This window comes from Vibrio pacinii DSM 19139 (genome assembly GCF_000711795.1).
Lineage (GTDB): Bacteria > Pseudomonadota > Gammaproteobacteria > Enterobacterales > Vibrionaceae > Vibrio > Vibrio pacinii.
Window position 1 is genome coordinate 293,870 of the sequence record NZ_KL543977.1, and the last position, 16,223, is coordinate 310,092.

Annotated in this window: 17 protein-coding genes; 7 read left to right on the top strand and 10 right to left on the bottom strand. The window is 47.6% G+C overall.

The window, feature by feature from the left end:
- Position 1 precedes the first annotated feature (1 nt).
- From purN to BS19_RS17945, 3 genes are all read left to right on the top strand, one after another.
- Positions 2–643 (top strand): phosphoribosylglycinamide formyltransferase, encoded by a 642-nt coding sequence (gene purN / locus BS19_RS17935; protein WP_038177207.1) that lies wholly within the window; start codon positions 2–4, stop codon positions 641–643.
- Positions 644–865: 222 nt separating this feature from the next.
- Positions 866–1,072, top strand: a complete 207-nt coding sequence (locus BS19_RS17940; RefSeq protein WP_038177209.1) for a YaeP family protein — start codon at positions 866–868, stop codon at positions 1,070–1,072.
- Positions 1,072–1,263, top strand: coding sequence for a DUF4250 domain-containing protein (locus BS19_RS17945; RefSeq protein ID WP_038177210.1), 192 nt, complete (start codon positions 1,072–1,074; stop codon positions 1,261–1,263). The genes BS19_RS17940 and BS19_RS17945 overlap by 1 nt, the downstream gene beginning before the upstream one ends.
- Positions 1,264–1,327: 64 nt before the next feature.
- Here BS19_RS17945 and BS19_RS17950 read toward each other — a convergent pair whose 3' ends face one another.
- From BS19_RS17950 to purL, 3 genes are all read right to left on the bottom strand, one after another.
- Positions 1,328–1,675, bottom strand: a complete 348-nt coding sequence (locus BS19_RS17950) for a DUF3622 domain-containing protein (protein ID WP_038177211.1) — start codon at positions 1,673–1,675, stop codon at positions 1,328–1,330.
- Between the two features lie 154 nt (positions 1,676–1,829).
- A complete protein-coding gene (locus tag BS19_RS17955) occupies positions 1,830–2,369 on the bottom strand; it encodes a DUF3332 family protein (protein ID WP_038177212.1) in 540 nt (179 codons plus the stop codon).
- A 142-nt stretch (positions 2,370–2,511) separates the two neighbouring features.
- Positions 2,512–6,426, bottom strand: coding sequence for a phosphoribosylformylglycinamidine synthase (purL, locus tag BS19_RS17960; protein WP_038177214.1), 3,915 nt, complete (start codon positions 6,424–6,426; stop codon positions 2,512–2,514).
- A gap of 315 nt (positions 6,427–6,741) precedes the next feature.
- On the opposite strand from purL, the gene mltF reads away from it, so the two are divergent.
- Positions 6,742–8,286, top strand: a complete 1,545-nt coding sequence (gene mltF / locus BS19_RS17965; protein ID WP_084186064.1) for a membrane-bound lytic murein transglycosylase MltF — start codon at positions 6,742–6,744, stop codon at positions 8,284–8,286.
- 212 nt (positions 8,287–8,498) lie between these two features.
- Positions 8,499–8,633: a hypothetical protein gene (locus BS19_RS20710; protein WP_281170151.1), complete on the top strand. Its 135-nt coding sequence runs from the start codon at positions 8,499–8,501 to the stop codon at positions 8,631–8,633.
- Between the two features lie 51 nt (positions 8,634–8,684).
- Here the strand turns inward: BS19_RS20710 and tadA are convergent, their stop codons facing one another.
- Both tadA and BS19_RS17975 read right to left on the bottom strand, forming a co-directional pair.
- Positions 8,685–9,245 (bottom strand): tRNA adenosine(34) deaminase TadA, encoded by a 561-nt coding sequence (gene tadA / locus BS19_RS17970; protein ID WP_038177215.1) that lies wholly within the window; start codon positions 9,243–9,245, stop codon positions 8,685–8,687.
- The gene (locus tag BS19_RS17975) at positions 9,242–10,123 is read right to left on the bottom strand and encodes a LysR family transcriptional regulator (protein ID WP_038177217.1); all 882 of its coding nucleotides are present in this window, start codon (positions 10,121–10,123) and stop codon (positions 9,242–9,244) included. Before BS19_RS17975 ends, tadA begins: the two co-directional genes overlap by 4 nt.
- 173 nt (positions 10,124–10,296) lie before the next feature.
- On the opposite strand from BS19_RS17975, the gene BS19_RS17980 reads away from it, so the two are divergent.
- Both BS19_RS17980 and fghA read left to right on the top strand, forming a co-directional pair.
- Positions 10,297–11,421, top strand: coding sequence for an S-(hydroxymethyl)glutathione dehydrogenase/class III alcohol dehydrogenase (locus BS19_RS17980; RefSeq protein ID WP_038177218.1), 1,125 nt, complete (start codon positions 10,297–10,299; stop codon positions 11,419–11,421).
- Positions 11,422–11,476: 55 nt separating this feature from the next.
- Positions 11,477–12,322: an S-formylglutathione hydrolase gene (fghA, locus tag BS19_RS17985; protein WP_038177220.1), complete on the top strand. Its 846-nt coding sequence runs from the start codon at positions 11,477–11,479 to the stop codon at positions 12,320–12,322.
- 66 nt (positions 12,323–12,388) lie between these two features.
- Here the strand turns inward: fghA and BS19_RS17990 are convergent, their stop codons facing one another.
- The 5 genes from BS19_RS17990 to BS19_RS18010 all read right to left on the bottom strand — a co-directional run bounded on the left by BS19_RS17990 (position 12,389) and on the right by BS19_RS18010 (position 16,187).
- Positions 12,389–13,948 (bottom strand): AbgT family transporter, encoded by a 1,560-nt coding sequence (locus BS19_RS17990; RefSeq protein WP_038177221.1) that lies wholly within the window; start codon positions 13,946–13,948, stop codon positions 12,389–12,391.
- A 263-nt stretch (positions 13,949–14,211) separates the two neighbouring features.
- Complete coding sequence (locus BS19_RS17995; RefSeq protein ID WP_038177222.1) at positions 14,212–14,640, bottom strand: type IV pilus modification PilV family protein; 429 nt, start codon at positions 14,638–14,640, stop codon at positions 14,212–14,214.
- Positions 14,630–15,064 carry a hypothetical protein gene (locus BS19_RS20730; protein WP_038177223.1) on the bottom strand — a complete coding sequence of 145 codons (435 nt, stop codon included), beginning with the start codon at positions 15,062–15,064 and terminating at the stop codon, positions 14,630–14,632. The genes BS19_RS17995 and BS19_RS20730 overlap by 11 nt, the downstream gene beginning before the upstream one ends.
- Positions 15,064–15,699, bottom strand: a complete 636-nt coding sequence (locus BS19_RS18005) for a hypothetical protein (RefSeq protein WP_038177224.1) — start codon at positions 15,697–15,699, stop codon at positions 15,064–15,066. The genes BS19_RS20730 and BS19_RS18005 overlap by 1 nt, the downstream gene beginning before the upstream one ends.
- Positions 15,690–16,187 carry a GspH/FimT family pseudopilin gene (locus BS19_RS18010; RefSeq protein WP_038177225.1) on the bottom strand — a complete coding sequence of 166 codons (498 nt, stop codon included), beginning with the start codon at positions 16,185–16,187 and terminating at the stop codon, positions 15,690–15,692. Before BS19_RS18010 ends, BS19_RS18005 begins: the two co-directional genes overlap by 10 nt.
- Positions 16,188–16,223: the final 36 nt, after the last annotated feature.

Below are 16,223 nucleotides of genomic sequence, written 5' to 3' on the forward strand. Positions count from 1 at the left end.
CATGAAGAGTATCGTTGTTTTAGTTTCCGGAAATGGCACCAACTTACAGGCGATCATTGATGCCTGTAACAGCAATATCACCAACGGCCGTGTCACCGCTGTCTTTTCAAATAAAGCCAACGTTTATGCGCTAGAACGCGCAGAAAAAGCCGGTGCAGGTGCGCACTTCCTCGATTCTAAAGCATTCGATACTCGTGATGCTTTTGACCACGAGTTAATGAAGCAGATCGATGAGTATCATCCCGATGTCATCGTCCTAGCTGGTTATATGCGAATTTTGAGTGGCGAATTTGTCCGTCATTACATGGGCCGAATGATCAATATTCATCCGTCACTGCTGCCCAAATATCCTGGTCTTAACACTTATCAACGTGCTATTCACGCGGGTGATGAAGAGCATGGTACCAGCGTTCACTTTGTCACAGAGCAACTTGATGGTGGGCCGGTTATCTTGCAAGCCAAGGTGCCAATTTTTGACGAAGACACGGTTGAAACACTCACAGAGCGCGTGCAAAACCAAGAACACCGAATTTACCCTATGGTGGTAAAATGGTTGGTTGAAGAGCGTTTGACAATGAAAGACGGCAAAGAAGCCTACCTTGATGGCGAACGACTCGGTATGCACGGTTACGCGCAAGAGTAGTCGCAACAAATTACGACCCGAGGCGAGCGTTTGCTCGCCTTTTTTGTCTTTGTTACTACAGCGCTTGATTGAGCCGCAACCTGTGCAACTCGAACGTCAGGTAAATTGGTTAGATTAACATCAGATCAAGCTAAGCCTTGCGCTAGGACAAGTGAACACTTTGAGTTTCCAACACAGGGTGTGTATATTTGAGAGCAGTTATCATTTATTGGAGTGGAAGTGATGCAAGTATATGACTGTTGTGGACTCGTTCGCGAACTTTATGCACAAATTGGCAGTGGCGATCAAGGCTACATCCCACAAGCAATCACATGCGCGGTAAAAACGCTCAACGATATTGCTGCGGATGAATCTCTAACGAAAGAGACTCGCGAAAGAGCAGCTTTCGCGGCGGCAAACTTACTGATTTCCGACTTCGAGGACAAGTAATGAACCTAGCAAACTTCGAGTCTATGGATCCGGTGATGCTAATGAGCATCGTCAATATGAAGTTACGCGATGACTTTAACGGTGACTTAGACCAACTGGCGACGTTCTTTGACATAGACCGAGACGCCTTAGAGAGAAAACTCGCAACCGCAGGGTTCGACTTTCTTGTCGAGGTTGGCCAGTTTCGTTAATTGTGCACTTGCCTAATCAATATAAAAAAACCGCCATTCCGGCGGTTTTTTTATGATTATCGGCTTACTCTTCGTCGAAGAAGTCGTCTTCTTCGGTCAATTCGGTTTCGCTTGCCGCTTTTGATTCGGCAATACGGCGCGCTTTTTTCTCAGCGGCTTGCTTAGCCAAACTCTCTTCACGTTCAACACGAACTTTACGCGCTTCACCTTTGCGCTCGTTGCGCGTCGCTTGGTTTTGCACAAAGCCCGCTAGTTCTGTTTCAGCCCAGACTTGCGCCTCGGCTTCCGTAGCAAAGCCCGTTTCACGTTTTGATACAGCGGTCTTACGCGACGTCACTTGACGGGTGATCTCTGCACACCATCCATTGCGCTTTTCGGTCACACGGATAGCAAATTTTTTATTGTTCGACATAGTTATTTCCTAAGGGATTGTTGAGGGATATAGCCATCCCTTGGCAAGCGCGGTATTAGAGCATAATTACATCAACAATACTGCAAAAAATTTAATAAAAAAGCACTGAATTTCGTCAGTGCTTTTGGTCAATTGAGTCGCGCGTTAATCTCGCTTACGAATGCGACTTCACATAGGCTTGCAACTCAGAAATCGATGTCTCGGAAACAAGTTCCCCATCAAGATAGTAGCGAACGTCTTCTCCTTCCTTGGTGCCCACTAATGTGCCTTGCTCGCCATTGTTGTACGTAATAGCCATTTTCAGAGTATTGCTATCAATAGATTCAAACGTACCTTGTTCAATGACTTTATGTTGCGTTAATGGTGAGATGGGGGCATCCGTGAGTGTAGGATCGAGTTTGTGGTTAATCTCTAAATACGTATCAACGTCCGAGTCAAAAATGTGCGGCTTGCCGTTAAGAGGGTTTTTACCCGTCCAAAACTCTACTGAGTTGAAAACGATATAATCTGCAGCAATTGTCAGGCCATAAGCTGGTGACATCAGTATGTTGAGTCCACCTCGAGCATATCGGTTATCGACGGCTTTTAAGTTAACTTCCATTAATTTGCCGGTCACTGCATTGCTACCAACACATCCAGACAATGCTGCGACTGCTGCCACCACAAGCGCTAGTTGTTGCGTTTTATTGTTCAATTTTAAATCCTACTTAATTAAATCGGCGAGATAATAGTAAGAAAAACAAAATGATTGTTATCGCTGTGTCAGTTATAGCCTTGCCAATAAAAAAGCGCCGATTATTTAATCGACGCTTTTAATTGGTGGCAACTTTTTAGTCTCAGCCTAGGTTCTTACGCGCGTTTTGGAACATGCGCATCCAAGCACCGTTTTCACCCCAACCTTCTGGAGCCCAAGAGTTAGCAACCGTACGGAATACTCGCTCTGGGTGAGGCATCATAATCGTCACACGACCATCAGTGGTGGTTAGACCGGTAATTGCGTTTGGCGAACCATTAGGGTTATTTGGGTATTGCTGCGTTGGGTTGCCGTGATTATCGACATAACGCAGTGCTACCGTGCCAGAGTTCTCGATAGCGTTTAAGTGCTCGTTATCACGAACCTCTACGCGACCTTCACCGTGAGAAACCGCGATTGGCATACGAGAGCCTTCCATACCATTGAAAAATACAGAATCTGACTTCTGCACTTCTACTAGGCTAAAGCGAGCCTCAAAGCGCTCCGATTCATTACGAACAAAACGTGGCCAATATTCTGCACCCGGAATAAGCTCGCGCAAGTTCGACAGCATCTGACAACCGTTACATACACCGAGAGAGAAAGTATCTTCACGCTTGAAGAAGCCTTCAAACTGGTTACGAGCCTCTTCATTAAACAAAACAGACTTCGCCCAACCTTCACCAGCACCGAGTACGTCACCGTAAGAGAAACCACCACACGCAACCAGGCCGTTGTACTCTTCGAGAACCGCTTGACCCGTTAAGATGTCGCTCATGTGAATATCGGTTGCTTCAAAACCTGCACGGTCAAACGCAGCTGCCATTTCAACGTGAGAGTTAACCCCCTGCTCACGCAGAATTGCCATCTTAGGTTTCGCCCCTGTATTGATATAAGGTGCAGCAATGTCTTGGTTAACATCAAAGCTTAGTTTCACGTTCAGACCTGGGTCTGTGTTGTCTTTCTTCGCTTCAAACTCTTGGTCTGCACATGCTGGGTTGTCACGCAGGCCTTGCATCTTATGCGTTGTCTCAGCCCAGATAGTACGTAGTTCGGTACGATTACGCTCAATCACTACAGACTCGCCAGACTTAATCACTAGCTCATCAGAGTCTGAAACGCTGCCGATAACGTGTGAACAGGCGGCTAACCCGTTTGCCGCTAGAGTAGAAAGCACTGCATCTAAGTCGTCGTTACGAACTTGGATTACCGCGCCTAGCTCTTCGTTGAAGAGTGCCGCTAGCGTATCTTCACTGTTCTCTGATGCAGATAAAAGCGCTTCAATGTTGGCGTTAACACCACAATGACCTGCGAATGCCATCTCAGCCAGAGTCACCAATAGACCACCATCGCCTTTATCGTGGTAAGCGATCACTTGATCGTTTGCAACTAGGGCTTGAACCCCCTGATAGAAACCTTTGAGCTGCGCTGCGTTGTCTACGTCTGCTGGCTTATCACCAAGCTGCTTGTACACTTGGGCTAGTGCCGTTGCACCAAGGCGGTTCTTACCGTTACCTAGGTCAATCAGTACCAGTGATGAAGCACCTTTGTCTGTGCGAAGCTGAGGTGTGATTGTCTTACGCACATCTTCAACACGCGCAAATGCAGTAATCACGAGAGAGAGCGGTGATGTGACTTCTTTCTGCTCACCGTTATCGACCCACTTCGTCTTCATCGACATTGAGTCTTTACCCACTGGAATCGTTAGACCCAGCGCAGGACAGAGCTCTTCACCGACCGCTTTCACCGCTTCGTAAAGACCTGCATCTTCGCCCGGGTGACCTGCTGGAGACATCCAGTTAGCCGATAGTTTAATGTGTTTGATATCGCCAATGTTGGTTGCTGCGATGTTAGTGATTGCCTCACCTACCGCAAGGCGTGCTGACGCGCCGAAATCAAGAAGAGCAACTGGCGTACGCTCACCCATCGACATCGCTTCACCGTGGTACGTATCGTAGCTTGCTGCCGTTACCGCGCAGTTTGCTACTGGCACCTGCCATGGGCCAACCATTTGGTCACGAGCCACAAGGCCTGTCACCGTGCGGTCACCAATGGTAATAAGGAACGTTTTCTCAGCAACAGTTGGCAAACGCAGTACGCGGTCTACCGCTTCGTTTAGCTCAATACCGCTACGGTCAATGGCCGGGTTATTGGCTTTGAGTGTTTTCGCGTCACGATGCATCTTCGGCGTTTTGCCCAATAAGATGTCCATTGGCATATCGATTGGCGTATTGTCGAAGTGTGAATCTTCCAGTTTCAGATTGCGCTCTTCTGTCGCCACACCGACGACGGCGTATGGTGCACGCTCACGCTTACAAATTGCGTCAAATACTTCCATATTTTCTGGCGCAACAGCCATTACGTAACGCTCTTGAGATTCATTACACCAGATCTCTAATGGGCTCATACCCGGTTCGTCGTTTGGCACATCACGTAGCTGGAAAATACCGCCACGTTCACCATCATCGACAAGCTCTGGTAATGCATTCGAGATACCGCCGGCACCGACATCGTGGATAAACGCGATTGGGTTCGCATCACCTAACTGCCAACAACGGTCAATCACTTCCTGACAACGGCGTTCCATCTCGGGGTTTTCACGCTGTACTGAAGCAAAATCGAGATCTTCAGCAGACTGACCAGAGGCCATAGAAGAAGCAGCACCGCCACCAAGGCCGATGTTCATTGCAGGACCACCAAGAACAATAAGACTTGCTCCTACTGGGATCTCTTTCTTTTGTACGTGCTCGTCACGGATATTCCCCATACCACCAGCAATCATAATTGGCTTGTGGTAACCACGCACTTCAACACCGGCGTGAGAATTGACTTTTTCTTCGTATGTACGGAAGTAACCTAATAAGTTTGGACGACCAAATTCGTTGTTGAACGCCGCGCCACCAAGAGGGCCTTCTAGCATGATGTCTAGCGCATTAACAATGCGACCCGGCTTACCAAAATCGGTTTCCCATGGCTGTTCAAAACCTGGAATGCGCAGGTTAGAGGTTGTGAAACCAACCAAACCAGCTTTTGGCTTACCACCAATACCGGTTGCGCCTTCGTCACGTATTTCACCACCAGAACCTGTTGAAGCACCCGGCCAAGGAGAGATCGCGGTTGGGTGGTTGTGGGTTTCCACCTTCATTAAGATGTGCGCTTTCTCTTGGTTGTAACCATATTGGCGCGTTTCAGGATTAGGGAAGAAACGACCCACATCCGATCCAACCATTACCGCTGCGTTATCTTTGTACGCAGACAGAACGTAGTCTGGAGTGGTTTCAAATGTGTTCTTGATCATCTTAAACAGAGACTTCTCTTGTTTAACACCATCGATAGTCCAATCAGCATTGAAGATCTTGTGACGGCAGTGCTCTGAGTTCGCCTGGGCAAACATCATCAGTTCGATGTCTGTCGGGTTACGCTCAAGTTTGGTGACAAAACTTTCTAGTAGATAATCAATCTCGTCCTCTGCCAGAGCCAGACCTAAGGTAATGTTGGCATTTTCAAGCGCTTTACGGCCACCGCAAAGCAGATCCACGTCTGCCACTGATGCCGGCTCTGCGACTTGGAATAGTGCTTGCGCTGAATCGAAATCAGTAAAGATCACTTCCATCATGCGGTCATGTAAGATCGCTTTAAGCTCAACCAATTGAAGCTCAGAAAGTTCTGTTGATGATTCGATGTAATAGGCAGTGCCGCGCTCAAGACGGACGACTTTGGTTAACCCGCAGTTGTGCGCAATGTCGGTCGACTTAGAAGACCAAGGAGAAATAGTGCCCGGACGTGGCGCTGCCAGCAGCAGCAAACCCGTTGGTTCGTGCTCTTCAATTGTCGGACCGTAAGTTAACAGTTTTTCCAATTTTTGCTCTTCCGACGCATCAAGGTCGGCAGACAGATCGGCAAAGTGGGTAAACTCAGCGTAAACGCCCGTTACAGGCAGGCTTAATTCACGACAAAGCTCTAGAAGCTTACTAACACGAAACTCAGATAGAGCTGGGGAGCCACGCAAAATTCTCATGTGCTTAGGTCTCTTATGCAATTGATTAAGGTGATATTGGAATAAATTCAGTGGGTTACTGTTTTTTCTTCGAAGCTATTGCCGAAGGTTTACAAACCTATGCCGATTCCACCTCTTCACTTGCGAGCGCATTATAAAGCAATTACTTTTGTGATGTAACACCAAAAGCAACCGTTTGCGTCATTTTTTTTGTCAAATTTGAAATACAACCAACATCTAAAATTAAGCGCCCTTATCTCGAACAGGTACGGATTGACTTGCCTTGTTATACCACTTTGATATAAATGCCCTACTGAATGCATGAGAATGTCGTTAATGAAAAAGCATTGCCTAAAACAACTGACATCCTTCAGTACACTGATCTTTTCCGTGTTACTGATGGCAGGTTGTCAAATTGAGTCTGAGCCAAAGAGTGAATTAGAACTTATCAAAGAGCGCGGCGTCTTGCGCGTCGGCACACTCAACAATCAACTCTCTTACTATATTGGTCCTGACGGCCCGGCGGGTCTTGACTATGAACTGGCACGTGAGTTTGCCAACGAACTCGGTGTGCAGCTCGAAATGAAGCCCGCTTATCGTATCTCGAGTCTTTACCCTGCCTTACAACATGGTGAAATCGACATTATTGCCGCAGGTCTAACCCAGTCACCGGAACGCCTAAAAGCTTTTCGCCCGAGTCCTTCTTATTACTATGTCAGCCAGCAAGTGGTGTATAAAAAAGGTCATTGGCGGCCACGAACACTCGAACAGTTACTTAAAAAACAGGCGCAACTCATCGAAGAAAATAATGGCGAAGATGTACTGCGAATTGTGAGTGACTCGCATTTCAATCAGAGCCTGGCCGAGATCCAAGCCGAGCATCCTGAATTTTCTTACGACATCGACCCAAATGCTGACGTCAATGATCTGCTCAAAGCGGTCTCTGATGGCGACTTACGCTTTACTGTGGCGGACTCGGTCGAAGTGTCCCTGTCCCAGCGAATCTACCCCGATATCGCCCTTGCCTTTGAGCTCACCGAAGATCAACCGATTTCTTGGCTTTTGCGCCGCTCTCAAGATGAAAGCTTATATGGTTTGCTGATTGAGTTCTTCGGCGCCATCAAGCAATCAGGCCACCTAGCTTCATTGGAAGAAAAATACATCGGACATGTCAGTAGTTTTGACTATGTCGATACCCGTGCTTTCATTCGCGCTCTTGATTCCAAGCTGCCGAAGTGGTCATCGCTGTTTAAAAAATATTCTGACGAGTTTGATTGGCGGCTAGTTGCTGCATTAGCGTACCAAGAATCTCATTGGAATCCGCTCGCCAAATCGCCAACCGGTGTCCGTGGCATGATGATGCTGACCTTGCCAACTGCGAAAAGCGTTGGCGTAACCAATCGATTAGATCCAGAACAATCAGTGCGTGGCGGCGTCGAATATCTACGTCGCATTGTCACCCGCATTCCTGACTCGATTGAAGATCACGAGAAAATTTGGTTCGCTTTGGCCTCTTACAATGTTGGTTACGGCCACATGATGGATGCGCGGCGCTTAACCAAAAAGCAAGGGGCTAATCCAGATGCTTGGTCTGATGTCAAAGATCGCTTGCCTCTACTAAGACAGAAAAAGTACTACAGTCAGACTCGTTATGGCTTTGCCCGTGGTGATGAGGCGCGTAACTACGTTGAGAATATTCGTCGCTATTACCAAAGCATCATTGGTCATGTTGAGCAGCAAACGGCCAACGATGAAGATAATGATATCAGTGATTTAGCTGTAATTGAGTTTGCAGAAGAGACACTCGCAACGACTGACGTTGATGAAGACAATGCAAATGATGGTGAAGAAGAAATTGAACAAGATGTTATTGAAAAATAACGCCCTGTTCCAAGTGTGTCTTTCAAGTAACGAATTGACATACTTGACTTCTTGGCATTAAAACCATAAATAGTAAAAGTATTGACCATCTTGTGCGGTTGTTCTTAACACTGTCACAAAGCTTCGGTACAACGGAGCGACAAAGACGGTTTCAGTGCGTTTGAAGCCGCAGCGCATATGTTCTTACTTTAATTACAATAGGAGGTTGTTTTATGCAAAAACGTAGAATGCAGTCAAAACGCCTTAATAAAACGGTTACCGCAACTCGACGCAAGCGTATGCTCAGCAACAACAAGAAAAAAGTCATTGCACGTCACCGAGCGTTTATGCAGTTGATCACCGAGTAACTTAAACCCACAAGCGCCTTATTCAAGGCGTTTGTCTTATCTGATGAGCACTTACTCGTGAGGCTGCTGCGGGTCGTCTTGCTCACTCCCCTGCTCTACTTGTTTCGCCTGTTTCCTTTGCGATTTTTGTTCTTTGCGTCGGCGTTTAAAAAAGCTCTGCAACTGAGCTCGGCACTCTTGCTCTAACAGTCCGCTTTCTACATCGGCATAATGGTACGCCGCTTGATGCTCAAACAAATTCAGTACCGTTCCGGCCGCCCCCGCTTTAAGATCTGGTGCTCCAAATACAATACGTTTAACTCGGCTGTGCAATAGTGCTCCTGCGCACATTGGGCATGGCTCTAACGTCACATATAACGTGGTATCAAGTAAGCGATAATTGCCTAACACTTGGCCGGCTTTACGCAGCGTTTGTATTTCAGCATGTGCCGTCGCGTCATGTTCGCTGATGGATAAGTTCCATCCCTCGGCAATAATTTGACCGTCTTTAACTAATACCGCGCCGACCGGCACTTCGCCCTGTTGCTCAGCCAACTCTGCCAGCTGCATCGCTCGACGCATAAACTGGTGATCTTGCTGACTAAATGGGCTTAATTGTATGTTATCGCTCATGATTGTTCTCGGTTTAGCGCTGTAGATAAATAGTCAATCAGGGTACGGACTTTTGATGTCAACATTCGGTTTTGCGGATAGAGAGCCCAAATGCCTTCCTGATTGCCTCGATAAGGCGTCAGAACCTCGACCAAATCGCCCGCTTCTAAGTAAGGTTGCACATAATAATCGGGAAGCTGCACAATACCCAACCCTTTTAGCGCCGCATCAACTAAAGCATAGCCACTATTGCACTGCAGACGCCCCTCGACATGAATCAACCGCTCGGCGCCGTTGTCATCGAAGCGCCAGTACTTAGTCGAGCCGCGCAAACATTGGTGTTGTTTAAGCTCTGACAGCGTATACGGCTCGCCGCAACGCGAAAGATAACCAGGGCTGGCGCAGACAAACACATGTCGTTCAAGCAGCTTACGCGCCATCATGCTGGAATCTTCCAGCTTACCTAAACGAATCGCTAAATCGTAACCCTCTTGAACTAAATCCATGCGTTGATTCGACAAGACTAAATCGAGCTCAATTTGAGGATGCTGCAACAAAAACCGATGCATTAACGGTGCAAGTACTTGCTCACCAAACGTCACTGGCGCCGTCATTTTGATTTTTCCTGTCGGCGTGGCTTGCAACTGTGTAACCGCAAGCTCTGCCAACATCAGCCCCTCAACCAAAGGTTTACAATGTTGATAGTAAGTCTCGCCAACTTCAGTCACCGAGACTTTACGTGTGGTTCGTAGCAATAACTTAACCGCCAGCTTTGCCTCTAACGCCGTAATGCGTCGACTGATATTGGCAACCGAGGTCGATAATTTTTCCGCGGCCGCTGTAAAACTCTGGGTTTCAACCACTGCCACAAACTCATTGACCCCTTCCCAATTCGCCATACTCTGCCTTTATTATTACGTTATCGTAATAGTTTATTTCAGATTAAGGTAATTATCATTAATTAAGAAACAAATATACTAGGCTTATCGAATGCAAATGGTTTGATGTGAACTAATCTTAGTGAAACTAACCGGATGCAAACACGCTGACTTAGCGAACTATAGGAACCATCATGACTGAACAATTTATTAAATCACGCGCGGCAGTGGCTTGGGGGCCGAATCAACCACTGAAAATCGAAGAAGTCGACGTTATGCTCCCAAAAGCAGGCGAAGTTCTCGTACGTATTGTCGCAACGGGCGTGTGTCACACAGATGCATTTACCCTTTCGGGTGAAGATCCAGAAGGGATATTCCCTAGTATTCTCGGCCATGAAGGCGGCGGTATCGTCGAAATGATCGGTGAAGGGGTGACCAGTGTTGAAGTCGGCGATCATGTCATTCCACTCTATACCGCTGAATGTGGTGAATGTAAATTCTGTCAATCAGGCAAAACCAATCTATGCCAAGCTGTTCGCGAAACCCAAGGTAAAGGCCTAATGCCAGACGGCACCACTCGCTTTTACAAAGATGGTCAGCCAATTTATCACTACATGGGCTGCTCGACTTTCTCTGAATACACGGTACTGCCTGAAATCTCACTGGCGAAAGTGAGCAAAGAAGCGCCACTAGAAGAAGTGTGTTTGCTAGGTTGCGGTGTGACTACTGGTATGGGCGCGGTGCTTAATACCGCCAAAGTTGAGCAAGGCGATACCGTTGCTATTTTCGGTCTCGGCGGCATCGGCCTTTCAGCAATCATCGGCGCTCGTATGGCTGGTGCAAGTCGCATCATTGGTATCGACATCAACGAAAGCAAGTTTGAACTGGCTCAGCAATTGGGCGCTACCGATGTAATTAACCCGCAATCGTGCGATAAACCAATTCAAGATGTGATTATCGAGATGACTGACGGCGGCGTTGATTACTCGTTCGAATGTATCGGTAACGTCAACGTCATGCGTCAAGCGCTTGAGTGCTGTCATAAAGGTTGGGGCGAGTCGGTGATCATTGGTGTTGCTGGCGCGGGGCAAGAGATCTCTACCCGTCCATTCCAATTGGTCACAGGGCGTGTATGGCGTGGTAGCGCATTTGGCGGCGTCAAAGGTCGCAGTGAACTGCCAGAAATTGTCAATCGTTACATGGCGGGAGAGTTTGGCCTGCAAGAGTTCATTACTCACACCATGGGGCTAGAAGATATCAACCAAGCGTTTGAGTTAATGCACAACGGTGAAAGCATCCGCAGCGTAATCCATTACTAATCTCTCCAAGGGCGGCGTTCAATCACGCCGCCCTTTGTTGTAACTAGGAGTCCCAATGACCATTGAAAACATCAGCCAAGCCAAAGTTTTTTCTGGCTGGCACAAACAGTATCAACACCATTCCGACGTACTAAACTGTCAAATGCGCTTCGCCATTTTCCTGCCTCCGCAAGCCAGTAACACCAACCCGGTGCCTGTGCTTTATTGGTTGTCCGGCCTTACCTGCAGTGACGAGAATTTCATGCAAAAAGCCGCGGCCTTCCGCATCGCTGCCAAACTCGGTATTGCTATCGTTGCTCCTGACACCAGCCCACGCGGTGACACAGTGGCCGATGCTGATGATGGTGCTTATGATCTTGGCCTTGGCGCAGGTTTCTATGTCAATGCCACTCAAGCACCTTGGAATAAGCACTATCAAATGTACAGCTACGTCGTCGATGAACTGCCGAAATTAGTTGAACAGCACTTCCCTGTTACGCCAGTGCGCTCGATCTCCGGCCACAGCATGGGCGGCCATGGCGCGTTAATGATTGGTTTACGCAATAGCGACAAATACCGTTCTATCTCGGCGTTTAGCCCTATTACTCATCCAATCAACTGCCCTTGGGGACAAAAAGCATTTAGCCATTACCTGGGCAATGATAGCCAAGCGTGGAAAGAGTATGACAGTGTTGAACTGCTCAAATCGCGCCAAGCCAGTGTGCCGATTTTGGTCGACCAAGGCGAAGACGACGGCTTTTTACAGCAGCAGTTAAAACCTGAGTTACTGCTTGCTGCGGCAGAGGCATCGCAGAGCAATGTTAAACTGCGTATGCAACCGGGCTATGATCACAGCTACTTCTTTATTCAAAGCTTTATTGATGATCATTTAAGATTCCATGCCAGTTATCTAAAAGATTAAACCTATATTAGCGCCGAAAACAACAAAGCCCGTCATGTGACGGGCTTTGTTGTTTCAACCTTTCGCTTACATAGTGTAAGTGTATGGTGCTTGAATACCTAGTGGGATGCCTAACATCCAGTAGGCCACAAGGAAGATAGACCAACCGATTAACATCGCAATCGAGAATGGCATCATCAATGAAGCAAGTGTACCGATACCCGTTGACTTCACGTAACGCTGACAGTAAACCACCACTAGCGGGAAGAACACCATCAGAGGTGAAATGATGTTCGAAACTGAATCACCAACACGGTAGGCCGCTTGCGATAGCTCAGGAGAGATACCCACAGCCATTAACATAGGCACTAGAATCGGGCCAATCAGCGCCCACTTGGCCGATGCAGAGCCGATCAACAAGTTGACACACGCCGTCAGCAAAATCATACCCACAATGGTCGCTTCACCCGGCAAGTTCATCGCTTTCAAACCTTCAGCACCGTACAACGCAAGCATAGTACCGATGTTTGACTGAGCAAATGCTGATAGGAACTGTGCACAGAAGAATGACATCACGATATAGGCACCCATGGTTGACATGGTATCCGCCATCGCCTTGATGATATCGTTGCTGGTTTTGAATGTGCCTGACACTTTACCGTAGACATAACCAGGGATGATAAACAGAATGAAGATCAATGGAACGATAGACTTCATTATCGGCGCAGAAAAGGCGGTGATTTCACCTTCAGGCGAACGCAAGGCTGAGTTTTCAGGCACAAGCGCAGCAACGAGAATCGCAATACCCGCCATCATCGCCCAACCGGCATAACGGAATGCTTTTGATTCGATCTCGGTAAACGTACCAAGGTTAGGCGCTGTTTCTGCGTCTTCATCGATAGGCGTATTCGCTAGACGTGGTTCAATGATTTTTTCGGTTACATACCAACCAATCGCCACGATAATAACCGACGAGATGCCAGTGAAGAAAATATTCGCCAGTGGGTTTACCACATATTCTGGGTCAAGCACGTTCGCGGCTGTTTGAGTAAAACCAGCTAAAAGCGGATCGATACCTGAAGGAATGAAGTTGGCCGAGAAACCGCCCGAAACGCCAGCGAACGCCGCGGCAATACCAGCAAGAGGGTGACGACCTGCCGCATGGAAAATGATACCACCTAGCGGGATAACCAGCACGTAGCCCGCATCCGCTGCTGTGTGTGACACAATAGCCACCAGAATAAGCATTGGCGTAAGCAGCTTGGCAGGTGTGAAGTTAAGCATTTTCTTCAGACCAGTGGTAATAAAGCCTGAAGAGTCGGCCACACCGACACCAAGCATCGCGACCAGCACAATACCTAGCGGAGCAAATCCAGTAAACGTTGTGACCATGTTAGCGAGGAAGCTTGCTAGAGATTCGCCAGTTAAAAGGTTATTGATCGCAAGCGCTTCGCCCGAACGAGGATTAATCAGATCAAAGCTAAAGTTTGATAGCAGCGCCGACGTACCCCAAGTAATCATCAGTGCCCAAAAGAACAAAATAGCAGGATCGGGAATCTTATTACCTGCACGTTCGATAAAGTTTAAAAAGCGATCCATCCCACTCGGCTGTGATGACGGTGCATTATTGATTGTTTCGTTACTCATGGTAACTCCATATGTGATGTTGTAGCCGAAGACCTTTATGCGGTTATTATGTTGGCCTATTTTTCACTAAGCATTCTATAAAAGCTGACTACAAAAAGCACAGTATTCTGATGGTTTTTCCATAATTGGAGACATATTTTGCAAAAACGCTATTGACGTGCAACATTATAAAAACACAACCTCCCTGCAGTATGAAACAAGTCTGAAACCAAATTGCAAAACATATCGTACGCTGGTAGATAACCACGATTCATTGCGCTAAATTATTCACTCAAGTGGTAGCCGTGTTGAGCCGAAAGCAGGGTTAAAATAGAAATCGATTGCCTATTACCGTTTCTTTGCGGCCAACTGACGTTAATTTGCACTTGTTGCAGGCCATTGCTGTCCCAACCTGGCACCGACGATAAGTGCCAGCGAATTTGATAGGGTGCATACAGATCCAACTCTGCCCCTGACTGCAATAACGCAAAATCCGCAACCTCACTGGCGGAATATTCGCTGACCGCTCCGCGTGTCCCAAACCACTCCAGTTGTTGTTCTGCTAAGTTAAGCGCTACAACACTGTTAACCGCAAAATCAGCTCTTTGCTCGATACTGACTTGCAGCTTGGTTAGCCCAAGAGACGCAAGACTGATCATCGCCAGCGCAACCAACACCTCGATCAAACTGAATCCTTGCCGACTACTCAACATACCAACCTCCACGTACCCAACGAAATCGCGTTTGACCGCTGTTTTCTGTATTACTCGCAAGAAAGTGAAAACGGCGACGAATTTGATGCAGACCAAATGTGGCAGTAATAACAAATTGTCCGGCAGGCAGAGCTTCAACTGCCAAACTATCAATAGTCACAATTGCCGCACAGCGATCCAGTTGTGAGGCGTGATTAAGTACAACAGCAAGGTTGGATTGATGCGCAACCACACTCGCGGCAGCACACTCAATTCCACCTTCAAGACGCCAGTGAATTTGCCGCACTTTCACCTCATTTTGCGCTCGTTTGATTTGATACATGACCGTTTTCATCGAAGCCAAGTTCATCATCAATGCGGCCGCTAGCAACACTGATGTCATTAACAAGGTGATCGCGCCGCACTGATCTTGATAGTGCTGCATTAGAAATTTCTCAGCAGCGTGGTTAACTCAAGTTGATGAGCAATGGTCGGGTCGGTCATCAAGCGACCAGAGAGGCGAATCGTTATACTTTGATTCTCAGCCCCTTCGCCAACTATCGCAGTATCCGTAACGCTAAATTCAGTCACCGATATTTGCTCAGGATTAAATAAGTTAAAACAGTGACCATTCCAACCTGATAGCGAAGCATGATAAAACGACACCGAGCCAGTCAATTGCTTTTCGCACAACAGTAAACCGTGGCCAACCGCGGCATCTAAAGAGGGCTGATGTTTCACCACCACAGTGCGAAATGCGTCTTGCCCCGTTGCAGCAATACGATAAACGTAGCCAAGCGCACTGGGCGATGATTCAAGGTGAACGACTTGCGAACTAGAGGTAAGAGAAATCGGCGAGGCGGCTGTGGGATCATAACCCGCGCGTTGCAGATCTTGTTTGATTTGCAAGGCAGCGCTGGCAAGGTTTTGGATTAAAAGTAACTGTTTTGAACGTTGGGTAGCTAGCTTTTGACCACTAATGAATATCGCCCCGACAATACTCAGCGCCATCACACCGAGTAGAGTCGCCGCGAGCAGTTCCATCAAACTCACGCCGCGTTGAGCGCACTTTAGCGACATGGCGAATATCCGTAATATGACCCATCAATGCCGCACAACATCACTCGATTACCGCCAAAAGAGCTACTCAGTTTCAGCTTGGCTTGAGGTTTGTGATGGCTATAAAAAGTGATGCTCCCGGCTTTAATCCGTCCACGCTCAGCCGCGAATTTAATTTTGTCCGCGGAGTAGGTCCAACTCATGGCGATGCTAGTAAACCACTCCCCTTGTAATACCAATAAGGCCTTGCCACTATTTGCCGCACTCGCATCCGTCAGAGTCAATTGCCAAACCGCCGCACTCGGATAACTAAAGTGCGCCCATAAATCCTGATTACGCCAAATCGCCTCAGCTCGAGCCTGAACCATGAAGCCACTAAGCTCATCAGCTAAACGGCGCATTTGTCCATTGTGGCTAAGCCCGCTCACTTGAGGCGCGGCGCTAACCAGTAAAACACTGAGTATGGCGATCACAACAACCAGTTCAAAGAGTGTAAAGCCGCGAAACATTTCTCAAATTCCCATGTAATACGTTATGACGATGGT